Source organism: Burkholderia sp. 9777_1386 (genome assembly GCF_015712265.1).
Lineage (GTDB): Bacteria > Pseudomonadota > Gammaproteobacteria > Burkholderiales > Burkholderiaceae > Burkholderia > Burkholderia cenocepacia.
The window spans coordinates 40,713-58,850 of the sequence record NZ_JACCQB010000036.1; the positions used below are offsets into that span (position 1 = coordinate 40,713).

Consider the following 18,138-nt stretch of genomic DNA (forward strand, 5'->3'; position numbering starts at 1 on the left):
CTTACACCCCTGCCGGAACTTGCTTGTGCCAATCGGTCGCGCGCTGGAACGCGTCGGCGACCTGCAGCATCCGGGCTTCGTTGAAATAGTTGCCGATGATCTGCAGGCCGACCGGGCGCTGCGCGTTCGCGCCCGCGCCGAAGCCGCACGGCACGCTCATGCCGGGCAGACCGGCGAGGCTCACCGACAGCGTGTAGATATCCGCGAGATACATCTGCACCGGATCGTCGCCCTTCGCGCCGAGATCCCATGCGACCGTCGGCGACGCCGGGCCCATGATCACGTCGCAGGACTTGAACGCTTCCTGGAAATCGTTCGCGATGATGCGGCGGATCTTCTGCGCCTGCAGGTAGTACGCGTCGTAGTAGCCGTGCGACAGCACATACGTGCCGACCAGGATCCGGCGCTTCACTTCAGGCCCGAAGCCTTCGGCGCGCGACTTCTTGTACATGTCGAGCAGGTCGCCGTACTGCGCGGCGCGGTGGCCGAAACGCACGCCGTCGAAGCGCGACAGGTTCGACGACGCTTCCGCCGGCGCGATCACGTAGTACACGGGGATCGACAGCTCCGTCTTCGGCAGCGACACCGGCACGAGCGTCGCGCCGAGCGCTTCGTATTGCTTGAGCGCCGCGTCGATCGTCGCGCGCACGTCGTCGGCGAGGCCGGCGCCGAAATACTCGTTCGGCAAGCCGATGCGCAGGCCGGCGAGCGGTTTGCCCGCGTCGTTGCCGGCCGCCCACGGCTGGCCGAGGTGGCGCGTGAAGTCTTCGTCGTCGCGCTCGAGGCTCGTCGAGTCACGCTCGTCGAAGCCGGCCATCGCGTTCAGCAGCAGCGCGCAGTCGGACGCGCTCTGCGCCATCGGGCCGCCCTGGTCGAGCGACGACGCGAACGCGATCATCCCGTAGCGCGACACGCGGCCGTAGGTAGGCTTGATGCCCGTCACGCCCGCGAACGACGCGGGCTGGCGGATCGAGCCGCCGGTGTCGGTGCCGGTCGCGGCCGGCGCGAGGCGCGCGGCGACGGCGGCCGAGCTGCCGCCCGAGCTGCCGCCCGGCACCGCGTTCGTGTCCCACGGGTTCTTCACCGCGCCGAACGCGGAATTCTCGTTCGACGAGCCCATCGCGAACTCGTCCATGTTGGTCTTGCCGAGCGTGACCATGCCGGCCGCCTGCAGGCGGGCGACGACGGTCGCGTCGAACGGGCTCTCGTAATTCGCGAGCATCTTCGAGCCGGCGGTCGAGCGCCAGCCGCGCGTGACGAACACGTCCTTGTGTGCGATCGGCAGGCCGGTCAGCGCGCCGCCCGCGCCGCGCGCGAGTTCGGCGTCGGCGGCTTTCGCCTGCGCGAGGGTGAGGTCGGCGTCGACTTGAACGAACGCGTTCAGGTCGCGCGCGGCGTCGATCCGTTTCAGGTAGTGCTGCGCGAGCTCGACGGCCGAGCATTCCTTGGCGGCGAGCGCGGCGCGCAGTTCGGTCAGGCTTTTTGCGTGCATTGAGTGGTTTTCCTGGGAATTCTGGGTCGCGCGCGGCGCTGGACGGCCGGCGCGCTTGTCATCGAATGCTTACTCGATCACCTTCGGCACGAGATAGAGGCCGTCCTGGACGGCCGGCGCCGGACGCTGGTTGTCGTCGCGATTGACGACTTCCGTCACGGCGTCGTCGCGCAGGCGCTGCGCGACTTCCTGGATCTGTTCGATCGGGTGGGCGAGCGGCGCGATGCCGGCGGTGTCGACCGCCTGCATCTGCTCGACGAGGCCGAAGAATTCATTGAGCTGGCCGAGCATGTGCTCGGCGTCGGCGTCGGCCATTTCGAGTCGCGCCAGGTGCGCGATGCGTTTCACATCGGTCAGGGTCAGGGCCATGCGATCACCGGAAAAACAAGGCTGCGCAGTGCATCGAAAGCAGCACTGCGGCGGGGGGTTGGAGGGTGCGATCCCACCCTCAAAAATCGGGGCCGAAGCGGCAAAAATACCGCCCGTTTCGATTCAAATACCGTGAAATTATAAGGTATCATTACGCGTTCGACCCAAACCCGGCAGCCTTTTCCCGCACCGTTTCGCCCCACTTCGGCAAGCCGTGCGTGCTTCGTGCGATCCCCGGTAGACATCACTCGCAGCTTCGTGCGCCGCGGCGGCCGCTTCCGCCACGCTTCCCGAGGCTGTTATTTTTTCCGCTGCCGCCCTCAGCGCTCGCTATGCAGGGCCGGCCCAGAGCGAAACAGGATTCTGAATGTTCGGTTTTTTGCGCAGCTACTTCTCCAACGATCTCGCGATCGACCTCGGCACCGCAAACACCCTGATCTACATGCGCGGCAAGGGCATCGTGCTCGATGAGCCGTCCGTCGTGTCGATCCGCCAGGAAGGCGGCCCCAACGGCAAGAAGACGATCCAGGCGGTCGGCAAGGAAGCCAAGCAGATGCTCGGCAAGGTGCCGGGCAACATCGAGGCGATCCGCCCGATGAAGGACGGCGTGATCGCCGACTTCACCGTCACCGAGCAGATGATCAAGCAGTTCATCAAGACGGCCCACGAGTCGCGCATGTTCTCGCCGTCGCCGCGCATCATCATCTGCGTGCCGTGCGGCTCGACCCAGGTCGAGCGCCGCGCGATCAAGGAAGCCGCGCACGGCGCCGGCGCGTCGCAGGTCTACCTGATCGAGGAGCCGATGGCGGCGGCGATCGGCGCGGGCCTGCCGGTCTCGGAAGCCACCGGCTCGATGGTCGTCGACATCGGCGGCGGCACGACCGAAGTCGGCGTGATCTCGCTCGGCGGCATCGTCTACAAAGGCTCGGTGCGCGTCGGCGGCGACAAGTTCGACGAGGCGATCGTCAACTACATCCGCCGCAACTACGGGATGCTGATCGGCGAGCAGACCGCCGAGGCGATCAAGAAGGAAATCGGCTCCGCGTTCCCGGGCTCCGAAGTCAAGGAAATGGAAGTGAAGGGCCGCAACCTGTCGGAAGGCATCCCGCGCAGCTTCACGATCTCCAGCAACGAAATCCTCGAAGCGCTGACCGATCCGCTGAACCAGATCGTGTCGTCGGTGAAGATCGCGCTCGAACAGACGCCGCCGGAACTCGGCGCCGACATCGCCGAACGCGGGATGATGCTGACGGGCGGCGGCGCGCTGCTGCGCGACCTCGATCGCCTGCTCGCGGAAGAAACCGGCCTGCCGGTGCTCGTCGCGGAAGATCCGCTGACCTGCGTCGTGCGCGGTTCGGGCATGGCGCTCGAGCGCATGGACAAGCTGGGCAGCATCTTCTCGTACGAGTGATCGCCCAGTGATCGCCTAGGCATTCCCGTTTGATATGACGCACCCGCGGCGTGGCCGGATCGCTCGTTCAGAACGAACCGCCGCGCCGTTTGCGCGTCTGAGCATTATTTAACCGATCACACGCGCCCGGCGCCGACCATGGAATACAGTCCGCCGCCCCTCTTCAAGCAAGGTCCGCCCGCGCTCGCGCGGCTCATCTTCTTCGTCGCCCTCGCCATCGCGCTCCTCGTGTCGGACGCGCGCTTCAGCACGCTCGAAATCGTGCGCGGCGTGCTCGGCACGGTGCTCTACCCGCTGCAACGCGCGGCGCTCGTGCCGCGCGACCTGTTCATGGGCGCGGCCGACCTCGCCGTCACCGGCGCGGCGCTGCGCCACGAGAACGACGATCTGCGCAAACGCAACCTGCAACTGTCCACGCAGGCCAACCAGGCCGCCGTGCTCACGCAGGAAAACGCGCATCTGCGCGCGGTGCTCGAACTGCGCCAGCACATCGCGACGCAATCGACGCCGGTCGAGATCCAGTACGACACGAGCGATCCGTTCACGCAGAAGATCGTGGTCGGGCAAGGCTCGCAGCAAGGCATCCAGGACGGCTCGCCCGTCGTCAGCGAGGACGGCGTGATCGGGCAGGTCACGCGCGTGTTCCCGCTGCAATCCGAAATCACGCTGGTCACCGACCGCGATCTCGCGATTCCCGTGCAGGTGCTGCGCACCGGCCTGCGCAGCGTGATCTACGGCACGCCGAAGGGCGATTCGCTCGACCTGCGCTTCGTGCCGACGAGCGCGGATCTCGTCGCCGGCGACGAACTCGTCACGAGCGGCCTCGACGGCGTCTATCCGCCCGGCCTGCCGGTCGCGAAGGTCGTGCGCGTCGACAAGCTCGCCGATACCGCGTTCGCCCGCGTGACCTGCGCGCCGGTCGCGGCCGTGCGCGGCGCGCGCCAGATGCTCGTGCTGCATTACCGGAACGACATCCCGCCGCGCCCGGCCGAGCCCGATCCCGCGGCCGAGAAGAGCGCGAAGGGCAAGAAGGGCAAGGCCGCCGCGAAGGCCGAGAAAGCCGACAAGGCCGACGCGAACGCGAAGCCGGCCGCCGCGGCCCCGCCCGCCGGTGCGAACCCGGCGCCGGCCCCTGCCGCGCCGGCCAAGCCCGCCGTCGCGCCCGCGAAGCCCGCTGCCGGGCAATCAGGAGCCCAGCGATGAACCGCCCGCAATACATCCTGCAGCCGGTCAATCCGTACTTCATCGTCTTCAGCCTCGCCGCCGCGTTCCTGCTGAACCTGATGCCGTGGGGCCGCCTGCCCGGCGTGCCCGACTTCGTCGCGCTCGTGCTGCTGTTCTGGAACATCCACCAGCCGCGCAAGGTCGGGATGGGCGTCGCGTTCGCGCTCGGCATCCTGATGGACGTGCACGACGCGGGGCTGCTCGGCGAGCACGCGCTCGCCTATACCCTGCTGTCGTACGGCGCGATCACGATCCACCGCCGCGTGCTGTGGATGCCGATCGGCGTGCAGGTGCTGTACGTCACGCCGCTGCTCGTCGTCGCGCAGCTCGTGCCGTTCGTGATCCGCCTGCTGATGGGCGCCGCGTTCCCCGGCTGGCGCTACCTCGTCGACGGTTTCGTCGAAGCCGCGCTGTGGCCGATCGCGAGCCACCTGCTGCTGATGCCGCAACGCCGCCCGGTCGACCCGGACGATACGCGCCCGATCTGAGCCGGACCGACCTTGAATACCCGCCGCCCCCACGCCCGCCGCGCGCCGCGCTCCGGGGCGGCACCTCGCCCGCGTCCGCGCGCGGGCCAGATTGCCCTTAAATGACCGAATTCAACGACACCCAACAGCAGCTCTCGAAGTTCCGCCTGCGCGTCGCGGCGGCGGGCGTGTTCGTGTTCGTCTGCTTCGGGCTGCTCGCGAGCCGCTTCTTCTATCTGCAGCTGATGCAGCACGGCAAATACGCGCTGCAGGCCGAGGAAAACCGCATCTCGGTCGCGCCGATCGTGCCGAACCGCGGGATCATCACCGACCGCAACGGCGTGATCCTCGCGAAGAACTACTCGGCGTACACGCTCGAGATCACGCCGTCGAAGCTCGACGACACGCTCGACAACACGATCGACAAGCTGTCCGAGATCATCCCGATCGACGCGCGCGACCGCCGCCGCTTCAAGAAGCTGCAGGAAGACTCGAAGAACTTCGAGAGCCTGCCGATCCGCACGCGGCTCACCGATGCCGAAGTCGCGCGCTTCACCGCGCAGCGTTTCCGCTTCCCCGGCGTCGACGTGCGCGCGCGGCTGTTCCGCCAGTACCCGCTCGGCATGACGGCCGCGCACGTGATCGGCTATATCGGCCGGATCTCGAAGCGCGACCAGGATCGCATCGACGCGATGAGCGACGACAACGACAGCGACCAGGAGCACTACGACCCGCGCCGCGACGCGAACAACTACAAGGGCACCGACTACATCGGCAAGATCGGCGTCGAGCAGAGCTACGAAACCGAGCTGCACGGGCTGACCGGCTTCGAGGAAGTCGAGGTGACGGCCGGCGGCCGGCCGGTGCGCACTCTGTCGCGCACGCAGGCGACGCCCGGCAACAACCTCGTGCTGTCGCTCGACATCGGGCTGCAGCAGGTCGCCGAGCAGGCGTTCGCCGGCAAGCGCGGCGCGCTCGTCGCGATCGAGCCGAAGACGGGCGACGTGCTCGCGTTCGTGTCGTCGCCGAGCTTCGACCCGAACTCGTTCGTCGACGGCATCGACCAGCAGACCTGGGACGAGCTGAACAACTCGCCCGACAAGCCGCTCCTGAACCGCCCGCTGCACGGCACCTACCCGCCCGGTTCGACCTACAAGCCGTTCATGGCGCTCGCGGGCCTCACGCTCGGCAAGCGCACGCCGGGCTGGGGCTTCCAGGACCCGGGCTACTTCACGTTCGGCGGCCACACGTTCCGCAACGACGTGCGCTCGGGCCAGGGCTGGGTCGACATGAACAAGGCGATCATGGTGTCGAACGACACCTACTTCTACATGCTCGCGCGCGACCTCGGCGTGAACGCGATCGCGAACTTCATGAAGCCGTTCGGCTTCGGCCAGATCACCGGGATCGACATCCAGGGCGAGGCGCGCGGGATCCTGCCGTCGACCGACTGGAAGAAGAAGGCGTTCAAGAAGGCGGCGCAGCAGAAGTGGTTCGACGGCGAGACGATCAGCCTCGGAATCGGCCAGGGCTACAACTCGTTCACGATCCTGCAGCTCGCGCACGCAACCGCGACGCTCGCGAACAACGGCGTCGTGATGAAGCCTCACCTCGTGAAGGAAGTCGAGGATCCGATCTCTCGCGCGCGCCACCTGACCGTGCCGAAGGAAAGCGAGGTGATCCCGCTCAAGCAGGCCGACATCGACGTCGTGAAGCGCGGGATGGAGAACGTGATCGAGAACCCGTCCGGCACCGCGTACAAGGTGTTCCGCGGCGCGCCGTACCTCGCCGCCGGCAAGACCGGTACCGCGCAGGTGTTCTCGCTGCAGGGCTCGAACTACAAGGGCCACCTGCTCGCCGAACACCTGCGCGACCACGCGCTGTTCATCGCATATGCGCCGGTCGACCATCCGCAGATCGCCGTCGCGCTGGTCGTCGAAAACGGCGGCTGGGGCGCCCAGGCCGCCGGCCCGATCGCGCGTCGCGTGCTCGACTACTACCTGGTCGAGCGCCAGAACCCGAAGAACGAAGCCGCGGCCGTGGCCGCCGCGGCGTCGGCCACTGAGCCGGTGAGCGCGCCGGTGGTCGGCGACACATCCAAGCCGGCCACGATCGCGGCCGGCTTCACCGCACTGCCGCAGCCGGTCGTGCCGTCGGCGGCCAGCGCGGCCGAAGCGGCATCCGCCGCATCGGGGGCCTCGGGCGCCAGCGCCACGGCGCCGGCCGACACGAGCGCCGCGGCGCCGATGGCCGCGAGCCTGCCGCCGATCCGGCGCCCGCACCGGCCGCGCCGGCCCGCCAGCGACGCGCAGCCGGTCGTCGCCACGCCGCGGGACGACAACCATCGTGCGACGGCCCCCGCGAAAGCGGCGGACGCCGGCACCGCTCATTAACGGAGAAAGGCATGCAATTCGACAAGCGCGCCTGGCTCGACAAGATCAAGCAGATGTTCGCGGGCTTCGACCGTCCGCTCGCCCTCATCGTGTTCCTGCTGCTGTGCGTCGGCATCGTCACGCTGTACAGCGCGTCGATCGACGTGCCGGGCCGCGTCGAGGACCAGTTGCGCAACATCCTGCTGACGTTCGTGCTGATGTGGGTGATCGCCAACATCCCGCCGACCACGCTGATGCGCTTCGCGGTCCCGCTCTACACGTTCGGGGTCACGCTACTGATTGCCGTCGCGCTGTTCGGGATGACCAAGAAGGGCGCGAAGCGCTGGCTGAACGTCGGCGTCGTGATCCAGCCGTCCGAAATCCTCAAGATCGCGACGCCGCTGATGCTCGCGTGGTACTACCAGCGCCGCGAAGGCGGGCTGCGCTGGTACGACTTCATCGCCGCGTTCGGGATCCTGCTGGTGCCGGTCGGGCTGATCGCGAAGCAGCCGGACCTCGGCACGGGCCTGCTCGTGTTCGCGGCCGGCTTCTTCGTGATCTACCTCGCCGGCCTGTCGTTCAAGCTGATCGTGCCGGTGCTCGTCGCGGGCGTGATCGCGGTCGGCTCGATCGCGGTGTTCGAGGAACGCATCTGCCAGCCTGAAGTGCAGTGGCCGCTGATGCACGACTACCAGAAACACCGGGTGTGTACGCTGCTCGACCCGACGTCCGACCCGCTCGGCAAGGGCTTCCACACGATCCAGGCCGTGATCGCGATCGGCTCGGGCGGCGTGCTCGGCAAGGGCTACCTGAAAGGCACGCAGGCGCACCTCGAATTCATTCCGGAAAAGCACACCGACTTCATCTTCGCGGTGTTCTCGGAGGAATGGGGGCTCGCCGGCGGGCTCGTGCTGCTGACGCTGTACATGGCGCTGATCGCGCGCGGGCTCTACATCGCCGCGCAGGGCGCGACGCTGTTCGGCCGGCTGCTCGCGGGCTCGCTCACGCTCGCGTTCTTCGTCTACGCGTTCGTCAATATCGGGATGGTGAGCGGCGTGTTGCCGGTCGTCGGCGTGCCGCTGCCGTTCATGAGTTACGGCGGCACCGCGCTCACGACGCTCGGCATCGCGATCGGGATGATCATGAGCGTCGGGCGGCAGCGGCGGTTGATGAAGAGTTGACCGCGCGGCCTGCGCTGCGGCACACGACAACGGCGCCTGCGGGCGCCGTTTTGCATCGGGCGGACCGAATGCAGCCGCTTACTGCGGCGGCGCGTGCGGTTTGCCTGGCTCCGCGCCGGTGCCCGATGCCGGCCCCGGCGCCTTCAGCCGCGCGCTCAGCTCCTTGAATTTCATCCCGGCCGTCTCGTCGCCCTGCGCAGCGGCCGCCGCGTAGTACGCGCGTGCGATGTTCAGGTTCTGCGCGACGCCGTCGCCGCCGCGCTCGTAGAACGACGCGGTCACGTACTGCGCGGTCGGCTCGCCCGCGTCGGCGGCCTGCTTGTACCACGCGAACGCCTGCCGGTTGTCGCGCGGCGTGCCGCGCCCGTCGAGGAACTGGTTCGCGAGCGACAGCTCGGCCTGCACGTGCCCCTGCTTCGCGGCCCGCAGGAACCAGCGATGCGCTTCCGCCGGATTGCGCGCGACGAACTCGCCATCGTCGAACATCCGGCCGTACACGTACTGCGCATGCGACATGTTCGCTTCCGCCGCGCGCTTGAGCCAGCGCAGCCCTTCGTCGACGTTCGCGGTCACGCCTTCGCCCGTCAGCAGCATCATCGCGTAGTTGAACTGCGCGAGGCGATCGCCGCGCTCGGCCGCATCGTGGAATTGCACTAGCGCCGCGCGATAGTCGCCGGCGTTGTAGTCGGCGACCGCCGATTGCGTCTCGCGCGACGGGTCGGGCTTCGCTTGCGGCGCGCCCTGCGCGACGGCCGCCGCCCACACGGCCCACAGGCCGACCATCGCCCCGATCCGCGCGCGCCCGCGGCACGCACCGTCTGCGCCGTTCATGACCGTACCTCCTGCAACGCCTGCCGCGTCGCGCGCAACAGCCAGCTCACGTCGGCCGACACCGTGATCATCCGGTAGCCGGCCTCGCGATACTGGCGCGCGGCCGCCGTGTCGCCCGCGAAGATGCCGACCGCGACGCCCGCCTGCTTGCCGGCCGCGAGCACGCGCGCCATCGCGGTTTCGACGTCCGGGTGGCGGATATCGCCGAGATGCCCGAGGCTCGCCGCGAGATCGGCCGGGCCGACGAACAGGCAATCGACACCGGGCGTCGCCGCGATCCGCTCGACTTCGTCGACGCCGCGCGCCGATTCGACCTGCACGATCACCGCGACTTGCGCATTCGCCGTCTGCAGGTAGTCGCGGCGCATGCCGAACGCCGCCGCGCGCACCATGCCCGCGACGCCGCGCAGCCCGTCCGGCGATTCGGGCGACGGGAAGCGCGTGAGCCGCACCGCGTGCGCGGCGTCGTCGGGCGTCTCGATACACGGAAACATCAGCGTGCGGGCGCCGGCGTCGAGCGCACGCTTCACGAGCCACGGCTCGCGCGCCGGCACGCGCACGACCGGCTCGCTCGGCAGGTGCGCCGCGGCGATCGCGCGCAGTTGCGACGCCACGTCACGACTGTCGTTCGGCGCATGCTCCATGTCGATGCAGAGCCAGTCGTAACCGGCATGCGCGAGCGCTTCCGCGGCCGAGTCGCTGCCGAGCGACAGCCACAGGCCGTACAGCGGCTCGTCGCCGTCGCGCAGGCGTTGTTTGAGGGAATTGGTGAGCGTGCTCATCGATACGGCCTCCGGAACGGAACGGCAATCGAACGGGACAAGCAACTGGCGAAGCGGAAAGCGGCATGCGCGCCGCCGGGCAACCGAAGCACGGTGGCGGCGACGGATCGCGCGCCAGAGAACGTGAGTCGGCCCGGGACGACCGATCTGACAGCGCGGGCCGCGCAATGGCTCACGCGCGCGTTTTTCCGTGCCGCACGACGATCATAGCGCGGCCGGATGCGCGATGCGGGAACCGACGGGGGAAGCCGTACCGGCGCGGGACGCGGCGGCTGGCGACGACGGCCAGCCCGCGCCGAACGGCGGGGCTGCCGGGAAAGGCAGGATCAGCGGCCGGGCTGGCGCTCGACGTCGGCCCAGCAGTTCGGCGTTTCGTATAGACGCACGCGCTCGAGGCGCAGATTCACGCCGTAGTGTGCGTCGTACACGTTCGCGAGCAGGTCGAACGCGATCGCCGCGAGGTTCTCGACGGTCGGGATCCGGTCGATCACGACCGTCTTGTGGTCGGCCATCTGCTCGAGGAACGAACGCACGACCTCGTCGCGCGCATAGACCAGGAACGCGTGATCCCACTTGCTGACGAGGTGCTCCATCGCGAGCGCCTTCACGTCGGCGAAATCCATCACCATGCCGCGGTCGGGCGCCCCCTCGGTATCGACGAGATCGCCGCGCAGCGTGATTTCGAGCACGTAGCGATGGCCGTGCAGGTTCCTGCACTGGCTGCGGTGATCGGGGATGCGGTGGCCCGCGTCGAATTCGAGTTTTCGGGTAATCAGCACGATGTCAAAAGCCGTGGCTCAGGGAATGTTCAGATATTTGTGGGTCTGCATCGACAGCCGCCACTGCGGATGACGCTTGCACCAGTCGATCGCGAGCTTCGTATTGAGGTCGCGCGACGGGCCGTCCATCGGCTGGACCAGGAAATACTCGAAGTCGAGCTTCGCGTAGTCGGCCAGCCGCTGGTTGTCCTGCGGCACGACGACCTTCAGTTCGTTGCCCTTCGTGACGACGAGCGGCGCATCCGCCTTCGGGCTCACGCAGATCCAGTCGATCGATTCGAGCACCGGCAGCGAACCGTTGGTTTCGATCGCGATCTCGAAGCCGGCCGCATGCAGCGCGTCGACGAGCGGCTGGTCGAGCTGCAGCATCGGCTCGCCACCCGTGCAGACGACGAAGCGGTGCGCTTCGCCCGCCGGCCACAGGCCGGCGATCGTCGCGACGAGCGCGGCGGCGTCCTTGAACTTGCCGCCGTTCTCGCCGTCGGTGCCGACGAAGTCCGTATCGCAGAAGCGGCACACGGCCTCCGCACGATCCTCTTCGCGGCCCGACCACAGATTGCAGCCGGCGAACCGGCAGAACACGGCCGGCCGGCCCGCATTCGCGCCCTCGCCCTGCAACGTGTAGAAAATTTCCTTGACCGCGTAAGTCATCGTCCTTCGTCCGGCTCGCGCCGCTCGTTGTCGATCAGAATCCGTTGTCCATCAAGCGCCGCCGGCGCAGCCGCGTCACAGCGGCGCTTCGGTCACCCGCTCGCCCTTCAGGTAGGCCTCGTAGCCGCGCTTGCGCAGCTTGCAGGCCGGGCATTCGCCACAGCCGAAGCCCCAGTCGTGCAGTTCCGCGCGCTCGCCCACGTAGCAGGTGTGCGTCTCGACGCGGATCAGTTCGACGAGCGCGTCGCCGCCGAGCTGTTCGGCGAGCTGCCAGGTCTGCGCCTTGTCGAGCCACATCAGCGGCGTCTCGAGCACCATGCGCGTATCCATCCCGAGATTCAGCGCGACCTGCAGCGCCTTCATCGTGTCGTCGCGGCAGTCCGGATAGCCCGAAAAATCGGTCTCGCACATCCCGCCGACCAGCACGCGCAGCCCGCGCCGATAGGCGATCGCCGCGGCGATCGTCATGAACATCAGGTTGCGGCCCGGCACGAACGTGTTCGGCAGGCCGTTCGCCGTCATCTCGATCTCGATCGTGCGCGTCATCGCGGTATCGCTGATCGCGCCGAGCACCGACAGGTCGATCATGTGATCGTCGCCGAGCCGGTCCGACCACGCGGGAAACCTGTGCTTCAGCGCTTCGCGCACGCCTTCGCGGCACTCGAGTTCGACGCGATGACGCTGGCCGTAATCGAAGCCGAGCGTCTCGACCGTCTGGTAGCGTTCGAGGGCCCATGCCACGCACGTGGCGGAATCCTGCCCGCCGGAAAACAACACGAGCGCGCCGTCTTTAGCGTCTGTCCGAATCACCGTGATACTCCGTGAATGTGTAGGCTCGCGTCGCACTGCGCCCCGAGGCCGGCTGCCGCCGGGCGGCCCGACGCGGCCGGCCTGTGCCGGCTCGACCAGTATAGGCAGCGCGCTCGGCCGCGAATGCGGCGGCGCGCTTATACCGCTCATCGCACGGCATCGTTGCCGCGCGCCACGACAGGCGCACCGCGAGCAGCCTGCCACGCATGAAGCGATGCGCTAAGTCATTGAGCGGGCACGGATTTTATCATGCCCCGGCGAATGCTGCCGGGCCCGCGGCCCACGACACGCGATACCCACCACAAACGAAAAACCCCAAGAACCTTCCGATTCTTGGGGTTTTAAATGCTGGTGGCCTGGGACGGAATCGAACCATCGACACGCGGATTTTCAATCCGCTGCTCTACCAACTGAGCTACCGGGCCAACGAAGAATGAAAGTATATCGAGCTATTCGCCCCCGAGCAAGTGCTTTCGCAAAATATTTTACAGCGCGCCTTCGGACGGCTTCTTGCCGAGCTCGACGCCGAGTTGCTTGAGCTTGCGATACAGGTGCGTGCGCTCGAGGCCCGTCTTCTCCGCGACGCGCGTCATGCTGCCGTTCTCGCGCGCGAGGTGATATTCGAAGTACGCGCGCTCGAACGCATCGCGCGCTTCGCGCAACGGGATGTCGAACGGGATCGCGGCCGTCTGGCCCGCGAGGCCGAGCGCCGACGCCATGTCGTCGCCGAGCGTCGGCAGCGCCGCCGCGGACGCGACCGCCGCCGGCCCCGCGGCCTGCCCGCCGCCCGCCTTCGCCGCCGCGTTCGCGGACACCGGCGCCGCGCCGCGGGCGAGACCGTGCTCGACCGACTTCAGCAGCTTCTGCAGCGCGATCGGTTTCTCGAGGAAATCGAGCGCGCCGATCTTGGTCGCCTCGACGGCCGTATCGATCGTCGCGTGCCCGGACATCATGATCACGGGCATCGTCAGCAGCCCCTGCGCCGCCCATTCCTTGAGCAGCGTGACGCCGTCGGTATCGGGCATCCAGATATCGAGCAGCACGAGATCGGGCGCCTGATTCAGCCGGTATTCCCGCGCGGCCTGCGCGTTCTCCGCCGCCTCGACGACATGTCCTTCATCGCTGAGGATCTCCGAGAGCAATTCCCGGATGCCCATTTCATCATCTACCACCAGGATGGTTGCCATTTACGCTGCCTTTGTCTGCTCACTTGCTTTTGTCTTGGCGGGTGTCGTCCCGTCCTGTGCGCCCGGTTCGGCGCCTGGCGTATCGCTCGCCATCTGCAGGAAGAGGATCGACACCTGCGCACCCTCGACGGTCTCGCCGTGCATGCGATTGCGCAGATCGATCCGCGCGCCGTGCTCGTCAACGATTTTCTTGACCGTGGCCAGCCCGAGCCCCGTGCCCTTCGCCTTGGTCGTCACGTAAGGCTCGAACGCACGGGTCAGGATGCGTGCCGGAAAACCGGGCCCGTTGTCGGACACGGTAAGACGTACCGCGACGCGCGTTTTGCCCTCGGCGTCGGGGTCGCCATATTCTACTGTCTTGGTTTCGATCAACACACGCGGATGCGCGGACTCCGCGACCGAATCCTGCGCATTCTGCAGCAGGTTGTGAATCACCTGGCGCAATTGCGTCGCGTCGCCGCGAATCACCGGCAGCGACGGCGCGAGCTCGGCGACGATCGGGCTCTTGCCCTCGCCGACGCCGTACAGCCCGAGCACCTCGCTCGCCAGTTCGTTCAACTGCAGGTTCGCGAGCACCGCCGGCGGCGTGCGCGCGTATTCGCGAAAATCGTCGACCATCCGCTTCATCGCGGCCACCTGGTTCACGATCATCGTCGCGCCGCGCTTGAGCACGTCTGCGTCGGGTGGTGCGAGCTTGTCCGACAGCTTCATCTGCAGCCGCTCGGCCGACAGCTGGATCGGCGTCAGCGGATTCTTGATCTCGTGCGCGAGCCGCCGCGCGACCTCGCCCCACGCGACCGAACGCTGCGCGGAAATCACGTCGGAAATGTCGTCGAACACGACCACGTAGCCGGACGTCTGCGGATCGTCGGCCTGCCCTTCGACCGTCGACACGAGGCGCGTGCCGCGTACGAGCAGCGTCAGCGGATCGGTTTCGCCCGGCACCTCGATCGCGAACTGCTGCTGCCAGTGGCCGCGATCGCCGCTGCCGCCGTCGGACGCCGCCTCGCGATCGGCGAACGCCTTGCGCACCATCGCGCCGAACCCGGCGGCCACGCCGATCCGGTCGAGCGTCGTGCCGATCAGCGTGTTGAACGGCTGCCGGAAGATCCGCTCGGCGCCGCGATTGGCCGTCGTCAGCCGGAACTGGCGATCGAGCACGAACACGCCGGCCGTCAGGTTCGCGAGGATGCTCTCGAGATACGTCTTCGAATGCTCGAGCGCGATGCGGTTCTTCTCGACCGCGAGCCGCGCCTCGGACAACTGGCGCGTCATCGCGTTGAACGACTGCGTGAGGAAGCCGAGCTCGTCGCGCGTCTTGATCTCGCGCTTCGGCGTGTAGTCGCCTTCCGTGATCTCCTTCGTGCCCTGCGCGAGCAGGAACAGCGGCCGTGCGAGCTGCTGGCCGAGCGCGAGCGCGAGCATCATCGCGATGAAGGTCGCGAGGAACAGCGCGAGCGTCAGCGTGCCGATGTACATCTTGCGCAGCCCCGTGCGGCCGAGCGACTTTGCCTGGTACTCGCTGTACGCGCGCTGCACGGCGTCCGCGTTGTGCGCGAGCGTCGGCGGCACCGGCTGCGTGAGCTGCAGGAACCGCTCCGCCGGCTGCAGCAGCGACGTCGTCGCGTCGGGAATCGGCCGCACGACGCGCAGCCGCAGCGCGCCCTTCGCGCCGTGTGCGCGCGGGTCGCCGTCGACTTCGCCCTCGATCGCCGCATACGCGCCGTGTTCGCGCGCCTGGCTCAACATCAGCGGCGTCGGCAGGTCGTCCGGAATCAGCGCCGCGAAATTGCCCGACGCCTGCGCGACGATGTGCAGGTCGGGCGCGGCGCCCGAGCCGCCGCGGCTCGGCTCGACGATCGTCGCGTCCTGCACGCCGAACTGGTCGCGCAGCCGCAGCAGCGTGAGCGTCGTGCCGTTCGTGTTCGCATCGACGCTCGCGAGCTGGTCGGACATCAGCCGCGCCTTCGTCTGCAGATCGGACAGCGACGCATCGAGCATCCCGCGGCCGAGGTTCAGGCCGGCCGTCAGCGCCGTCTCGACGTTCACGTCGAACCACGACTCGATACTGCGCGACACGAACTGGTACGACACGATGTAGATGATCCCGCCCGGCACCACGCCGACGAGCGCGAAGAACACCGCGAGCTTCGCGAGCAGCCGTGTGCCGAACTTGCCCTTCCTCAGGCGCACGACGATCATCCCGATCAGCCCGAGCACCACGAGCAGGAACACGAGCGCGACGACGATGTTCGTCGCGTACAGCCACGAGTAGTAGCGATCGAAGAATTCGGTGTTCGCGCTCGCGGCCGCCAGCAGCACGAGCAGCAGCAGCGCGGTCAGCGCGACGGTCGAGACGATCACGCGGACGAGGAGGCTCTTCCCGCTGGCCGCGCGGCGTACTTTATTTAGCACGTTCGGTCACCGTGAAGTTGAAGCGCTTCCAGTCCGACCCGAGCGTCCAGTCGCGATTGTTTACCGCGTCGACCTGGAACGGCTTCGGCATCAGCGCCGTATCGAGCTGCATCCGCACCGACGCCGTGTAGGTTTCGCCGGCACGCACCTGGTTACGGTCGATCACGTGCCACGACGTGATGTGCCGGACCACCGCGAGCGCATCCTTCAGCGACGGGAAGCCGAGCTGCAGGCCGCCCGTCGACACGCGGTACTCGCGCGTGAGCGGCTGGAACGACAGGCGGATCGTCTGCGTGACCGCTACCGGCTGCTCGTCGAACCAGTACCAGCGCGCGCGGCTCAGCTCGAAGTCGGTCGTGAAATAAAGCGGGATGCCCTTGTTGACGGCATCCTCGAGGTTCGGATTCAGCTCGAAGTCGAACCGTGCGTCGAGGCTCCAGCCGCTTCCGTCGGACTGGAGCGACGCGCGTTGCACGGCGATCGATTCGGCATGCACCGGCCGCACGACGGCCAGGCACAGCGTCAACGCGACCAGCAAGACGGCCGCGAGCCGAAAGGGAAAAAGGTGTTTGATCGTCACCGTTTCTGAAACCGCGCGTAGAAAAATCCGTCGTGATCGGTGTTCTGGTCGAGTGCGCCGGCGGCCGCCCGTCCCTGCACGCCGCCCGGCAGCAGTTGGCCGGGGGCGTCCAATCGTACCGCATCTTCACAGGCCGCTTCAAACCAGCGGGCCTGCCCTTCGCCTTCTTCGGGGAAGATCGAACAGGTCACGTAAAGCAGTTCGCCGCCCGGCTTCACGAGCGGCCACAGCGCCGACAGGATGCGACGCTGCTCCGCGACCAGCGCCGGGATGTCGGCCTCGCGGCGCAGCCAGCGGATGTCGGGGTGCCGCCGCACGATGCCGGACGCCGAGCACGGCACGTCGGCCAGGATGCGATCGAACGGACGCCCGTCGTACCACGCGTCCGGCGCGCCCGCGTCGCCGACGCACACGTTCGCCGCGAGCGACAGGCGCACGAGATTCTCGCCGATGCGCGCCGCGCGCGTCGCGTCGCTTTCGAGCGCCACGACTTCCGCGTCGGCGAGTTCGAGAATATGGCCGGTCTTGCCGCCGGGCGCCGCGCACGCGTCGAGCACGCGCATGCCGTCGCGCGCGCCGAGCCATTCGGCCGCGAGCTGCGCGCCGGCGTCCTGCACCGACACCACGCCGTCGGCGAAGCCCGGAATGCGGTCGACCGGCAGCGCCGACGCGAGCCGCACCGCATGCCGGCCGATCGCGACCGCTTCGATTCCGCTCGCACGCAGCGTGTCGAGATACGCATCGACGTTCGCGCGACGCGCGTTCACGCGCAGCGTCAGCGGCCCCTGGCGCTCGCCGGCCGCGAGGATCGCCTGCCACGCGTCGGGCCATGCGCGCTTCACCGCATCGACCCACCACGCACGGTAGTTCCAGCACGCAACCGGATCGTCCTGCATCGCCGCGACGAGTGCGTCGCGCTCGCGCAGGAAACGGCGCAGCACCGCGTTGACCATCCCCTTCGCGAACGCGAATTCGCGCCGCGCACCGATGACGGTGACGGCCTGGTCGACCACCGTGAACGCCGGGTACGCAGCTTCGTCAGGCGGGTCGAGCAGCAGCGCGAACGCGCCGGCGAGCACCGCGTGCACGTGCGCGGGCGGCGCCTTGCTGACGAACTTGCCGATCAGCCAGTCCGCGCTGCCGAGGCGACGCATCGTCCGGTAGGCGACGTCCTGCGTCGCGCCGCGTGCGAGCGCCTGCGCGCCGGACGGCATCTGCGCGAATACCGTCGACAGTGCCGCCGGCAACGCGGTGCCGCGTCGCACCGCATCGACCGCCTGCGCGGCCGCGTCGAGCGCGAAGCCGAGCGAATCGGGCGCCAGGTGCAGCGCAGCCAGGCGCGCCGGGCGGCCGGAAGAAGTCGGAGCGGAAGAACGGGGTCGTGTCATCGGTACGGAATCGGCAAGCAGGCGCGGCAAACAAATGCGGCAAACGGCGGGATCGCAGTCGCCGGATGGCCCGGCGATCCCAAACCGCGCATTGTAGCGTGCGACCATGCTGCCCCTTTGGCCCCTTTACGGCGAGCGCAAATGAAACACCCCGCAGCACGGCGCATGCGGGGTGGCAAGGGGGCCTCCGCGCGACATC

At 68.1% G+C, this 18,138-nt stretch carries 16 protein-coding genes and 1 tRNA gene; 5 read left to right on the plus strand and 12 right to left on the minus strand.

Translation table 11 applies throughout. The features are described 5' to 3' along the window. Position 1: 1 nt before the first annotated feature. Entirely contained in the window at positions 2–1,492 is a 1,491-nt protein-coding gene (gene gatA, locus H0X91_RS23835; RefSeq protein ID WP_058901905.1) for an Asp-tRNA(Asn)/Glu-tRNA(Gln) amidotransferase subunit GatA, read from the minus strand. Positions 1,493–1,561: 69 nt separating this feature from the next. Then, on the minus strand, positions 1,562–1,861 hold the full coding sequence (gene gatC / locus H0X91_RS23840) for an Asp-tRNA(Asn)/Glu-tRNA(Gln) amidotransferase subunit GatC (RefSeq protein WP_006477478.1): 300 nt from the start codon (positions 1,859–1,861) through the stop codon (positions 1,562–1,564). Positions 1,862–2,228: 367 nt separating this feature from the next. Here gatC and H0X91_RS23845 point away from each other — a divergent pair, with 367 nt between their 5' ends. The 5 genes from H0X91_RS23845 (at position 2,229) to rodA (ending at position 8,516) form a co-directional block, all read left to right on the plus strand. Beyond that, a complete protein-coding gene (locus H0X91_RS23845; RefSeq protein WP_004189550.1) occupies positions 2,229–3,272 on the plus strand; it encodes a rod shape-determining protein in 1,044 nt (347 codons plus the stop codon). Between the two features lie 138 nt (positions 3,273–3,410). Next, positions 3,411–4,475, plus strand: a complete 1,065-nt coding sequence (gene mreC, locus H0X91_RS23850; RefSeq protein ID WP_060267856.1) for a rod shape-determining protein MreC — start codon at positions 3,411–3,413, stop codon at positions 4,473–4,475. Further along, positions 4,472–4,984 (plus strand): rod shape-determining protein MreD, encoded by a 513-nt coding sequence (mreD, locus tag H0X91_RS23855; protein ID WP_006482567.1) that lies wholly within the window; start codon positions 4,472–4,474, stop codon positions 4,982–4,984. Before mreC ends, mreD begins: the two co-directional genes overlap by 4 nt. A 101-nt stretch (positions 4,985–5,085) precedes the next feature. After that, positions 5,086–7,356, plus strand: a complete 2,271-nt coding sequence (gene mrdA / locus H0X91_RS23860) for a penicillin-binding protein 2 (protein WP_059720854.1) — start codon at positions 5,086–5,088, stop codon at positions 7,354–7,356. A gap of 11 nt (positions 7,357–7,367) precedes the next feature. Then, on the plus strand, positions 7,368–8,516 hold the full coding sequence (gene rodA, locus H0X91_RS23865) for a rod shape-determining protein RodA (protein WP_006482564.1): 1,149 nt from the start codon (positions 7,368–7,370) through the stop codon (positions 8,514–8,516). Positions 8,517–8,594: 78 nt separating this feature from the next. On the opposite strand, the gene H0X91_RS23870 is transcribed toward rodA, so the two are convergent. The 10 genes from H0X91_RS23870 to rsmB form a co-directional block, all read right to left on the minus strand. Then, on the minus strand, positions 8,595–9,347 hold the full coding sequence (locus H0X91_RS23870) for a tetratricopeptide repeat protein (RefSeq protein ID WP_077019730.1): 753 nt from the start codon (positions 9,345–9,347) through the stop codon (positions 8,595–8,597). Beyond that, the gene (locus tag H0X91_RS23875; RefSeq protein WP_006495381.1) at positions 9,344–10,129 is read right to left on the minus strand and encodes an HpcH/HpaI aldolase family protein; all 786 of its coding nucleotides are present in this window, start codon (positions 10,127–10,129) and stop codon (positions 9,344–9,346) included. Before H0X91_RS23875 ends, H0X91_RS23870 begins: the two co-directional genes overlap by 4 nt. 326 nt (positions 10,130–10,455) lie before the next feature. Beyond that, positions 10,456–10,908 (minus strand): 6-carboxytetrahydropterin synthase QueD, encoded by a 453-nt coding sequence (queD, locus tag H0X91_RS23880; protein ID WP_006482561.1) that lies wholly within the window; start codon positions 10,906–10,908, stop codon positions 10,456–10,458. 18 nt (positions 10,909–10,926) lie between these two features. Then, entirely contained in the window at positions 10,927–11,559 is a 633-nt protein-coding gene (gene queE, locus H0X91_RS23885) for a 7-carboxy-7-deazaguanine synthase (RefSeq protein WP_006495383.1), read from the minus strand. 75 nt (positions 11,560–11,634) lie between these two features. Beyond that, a complete protein-coding gene (queC, locus tag H0X91_RS23890) occupies positions 11,635–12,369 on the minus strand; it encodes a 7-cyano-7-deazaguanine synthase QueC (protein WP_062911126.1) in 735 nt (244 codons plus the stop codon). Between the two features lie 349 nt (positions 12,370–12,718). Further along, a tRNA-Phe gene (locus H0X91_RS23895) sits at positions 12,719–12,794 on the minus strand. A 60-nt stretch (positions 12,795–12,854) separates the two neighbouring features. Further along, positions 12,855–13,556 carry a response regulator transcription factor EsaR gene (gene esaR, locus H0X91_RS23900; RefSeq protein WP_006495385.1) on the minus strand — a complete coding sequence of 234 codons (702 nt, stop codon included), beginning with the start codon at positions 13,554–13,556 and terminating at the stop codon, positions 12,855–12,857. After that, the gene (gene esaS, locus H0X91_RS23905; RefSeq protein WP_034178451.1) at positions 13,557–15,971 is read right to left on the minus strand and encodes a sensor histidine kinase EsaS; all 2,415 of its coding nucleotides are present in this window, start codon (positions 15,969–15,971) and stop codon (positions 13,557–13,559) included. It lies immediately after the preceding gene. Next, positions 15,961–16,551 carry a DUF4390 domain-containing protein gene (locus H0X91_RS23910; RefSeq protein WP_060267852.1) on the minus strand — a complete coding sequence of 197 codons (591 nt, stop codon included), beginning with the start codon at positions 16,549–16,551 and terminating at the stop codon, positions 15,961–15,963. The genes esaS and H0X91_RS23910 overlap by 11 nt, the downstream gene beginning before the upstream one ends. Continuing rightward, entirely contained in the window at positions 16,548–17,939 is a 1,392-nt protein-coding gene (rsmB, locus tag H0X91_RS23915; protein ID WP_006485768.1) for a 16S rRNA (cytosine(967)-C(5))-methyltransferase RsmB, read from the minus strand. Before rsmB ends, H0X91_RS23910 begins: the two co-directional genes overlap by 4 nt. Positions 17,940–18,138 lie beyond the last annotated feature (199 nt).

What these genes read in the sequence shown, in the direction of transcription:
- gatA (WP_058901905.1), bottom strand. Translation starts at nt 1,492, where the DNA reads ATGCACGCAAAAAGCCTGACCGAACTGCGCGCCGCGCTCGCCGCCAAG.
- gatC (WP_006477478.1), bottom strand. Translation starts at nt 1,861, where the DNA reads ATGGCCCTGACCCTGACCGATGTGAAACGCATCGCGCACCTGGCGCGA.
- H0X91_RS23845 (WP_004189550.1), top strand. Translation starts at nt 2,229, where the DNA reads ATGTTCGGTTTTTTGCGCAGCTACTTCTCCAACGATCTCGCGATCGAC.
- mreC (WP_060267856.1), top strand. Translation starts at nt 3,411, where the DNA reads ATGGAATACAGTCCGCCGCCCCTCTTCAAGCAAGGTCCGCCCGCGCTC.
- mreD (WP_006482567.1), top strand. Translation starts at nt 4,472, where the DNA reads ATGAACCGCCCGCAATACATCCTGCAGCCGGTCAATCCGTACTTCATC.
- mrdA (WP_059720854.1), top strand. Translation starts at nt 5,086, where the DNA reads ATGACCGAATTCAACGACACCCAACAGCAGCTCTCGAAGTTCCGCCTG.
- rodA (WP_006482564.1), top strand. Translation starts at nt 7,368, where the DNA reads ATGCAATTCGACAAGCGCGCCTGGCTCGACAAGATCAAGCAGATGTTC.
- H0X91_RS23870 (WP_077019730.1), bottom strand. Translation starts at nt 9,347, where the DNA reads ATGAACGGCGCAGACGGTGCGTGCCGCGGGCGCGCGCGGATCGGGGCG.
- H0X91_RS23875 (WP_006495381.1), bottom strand. Translation starts at nt 10,129, where the DNA reads ATGAGCACGCTCACCAATTCCCTCAAACAACGCCTGCGCGACGGCGAC.
- queE (WP_006495383.1), bottom strand. Translation starts at nt 11,559, where the DNA reads ATGACTTACGCGGTCAAGGAAATTTTCTACACGTTGCAGGGCGAGGGC.
- esaR (WP_006495385.1), bottom strand. Translation starts at nt 13,556, where the DNA reads ATGGCAACCATCCTGGTGGTAGATGATGAAATGGGCATCCGGGAATTG.
- rsmB (WP_006485768.1), bottom strand. Translation starts at nt 17,939, where the DNA reads ATGACACGACCCCGTTCTTCCGCTCCGACTTCTTCCGGCCGCCCGGCG.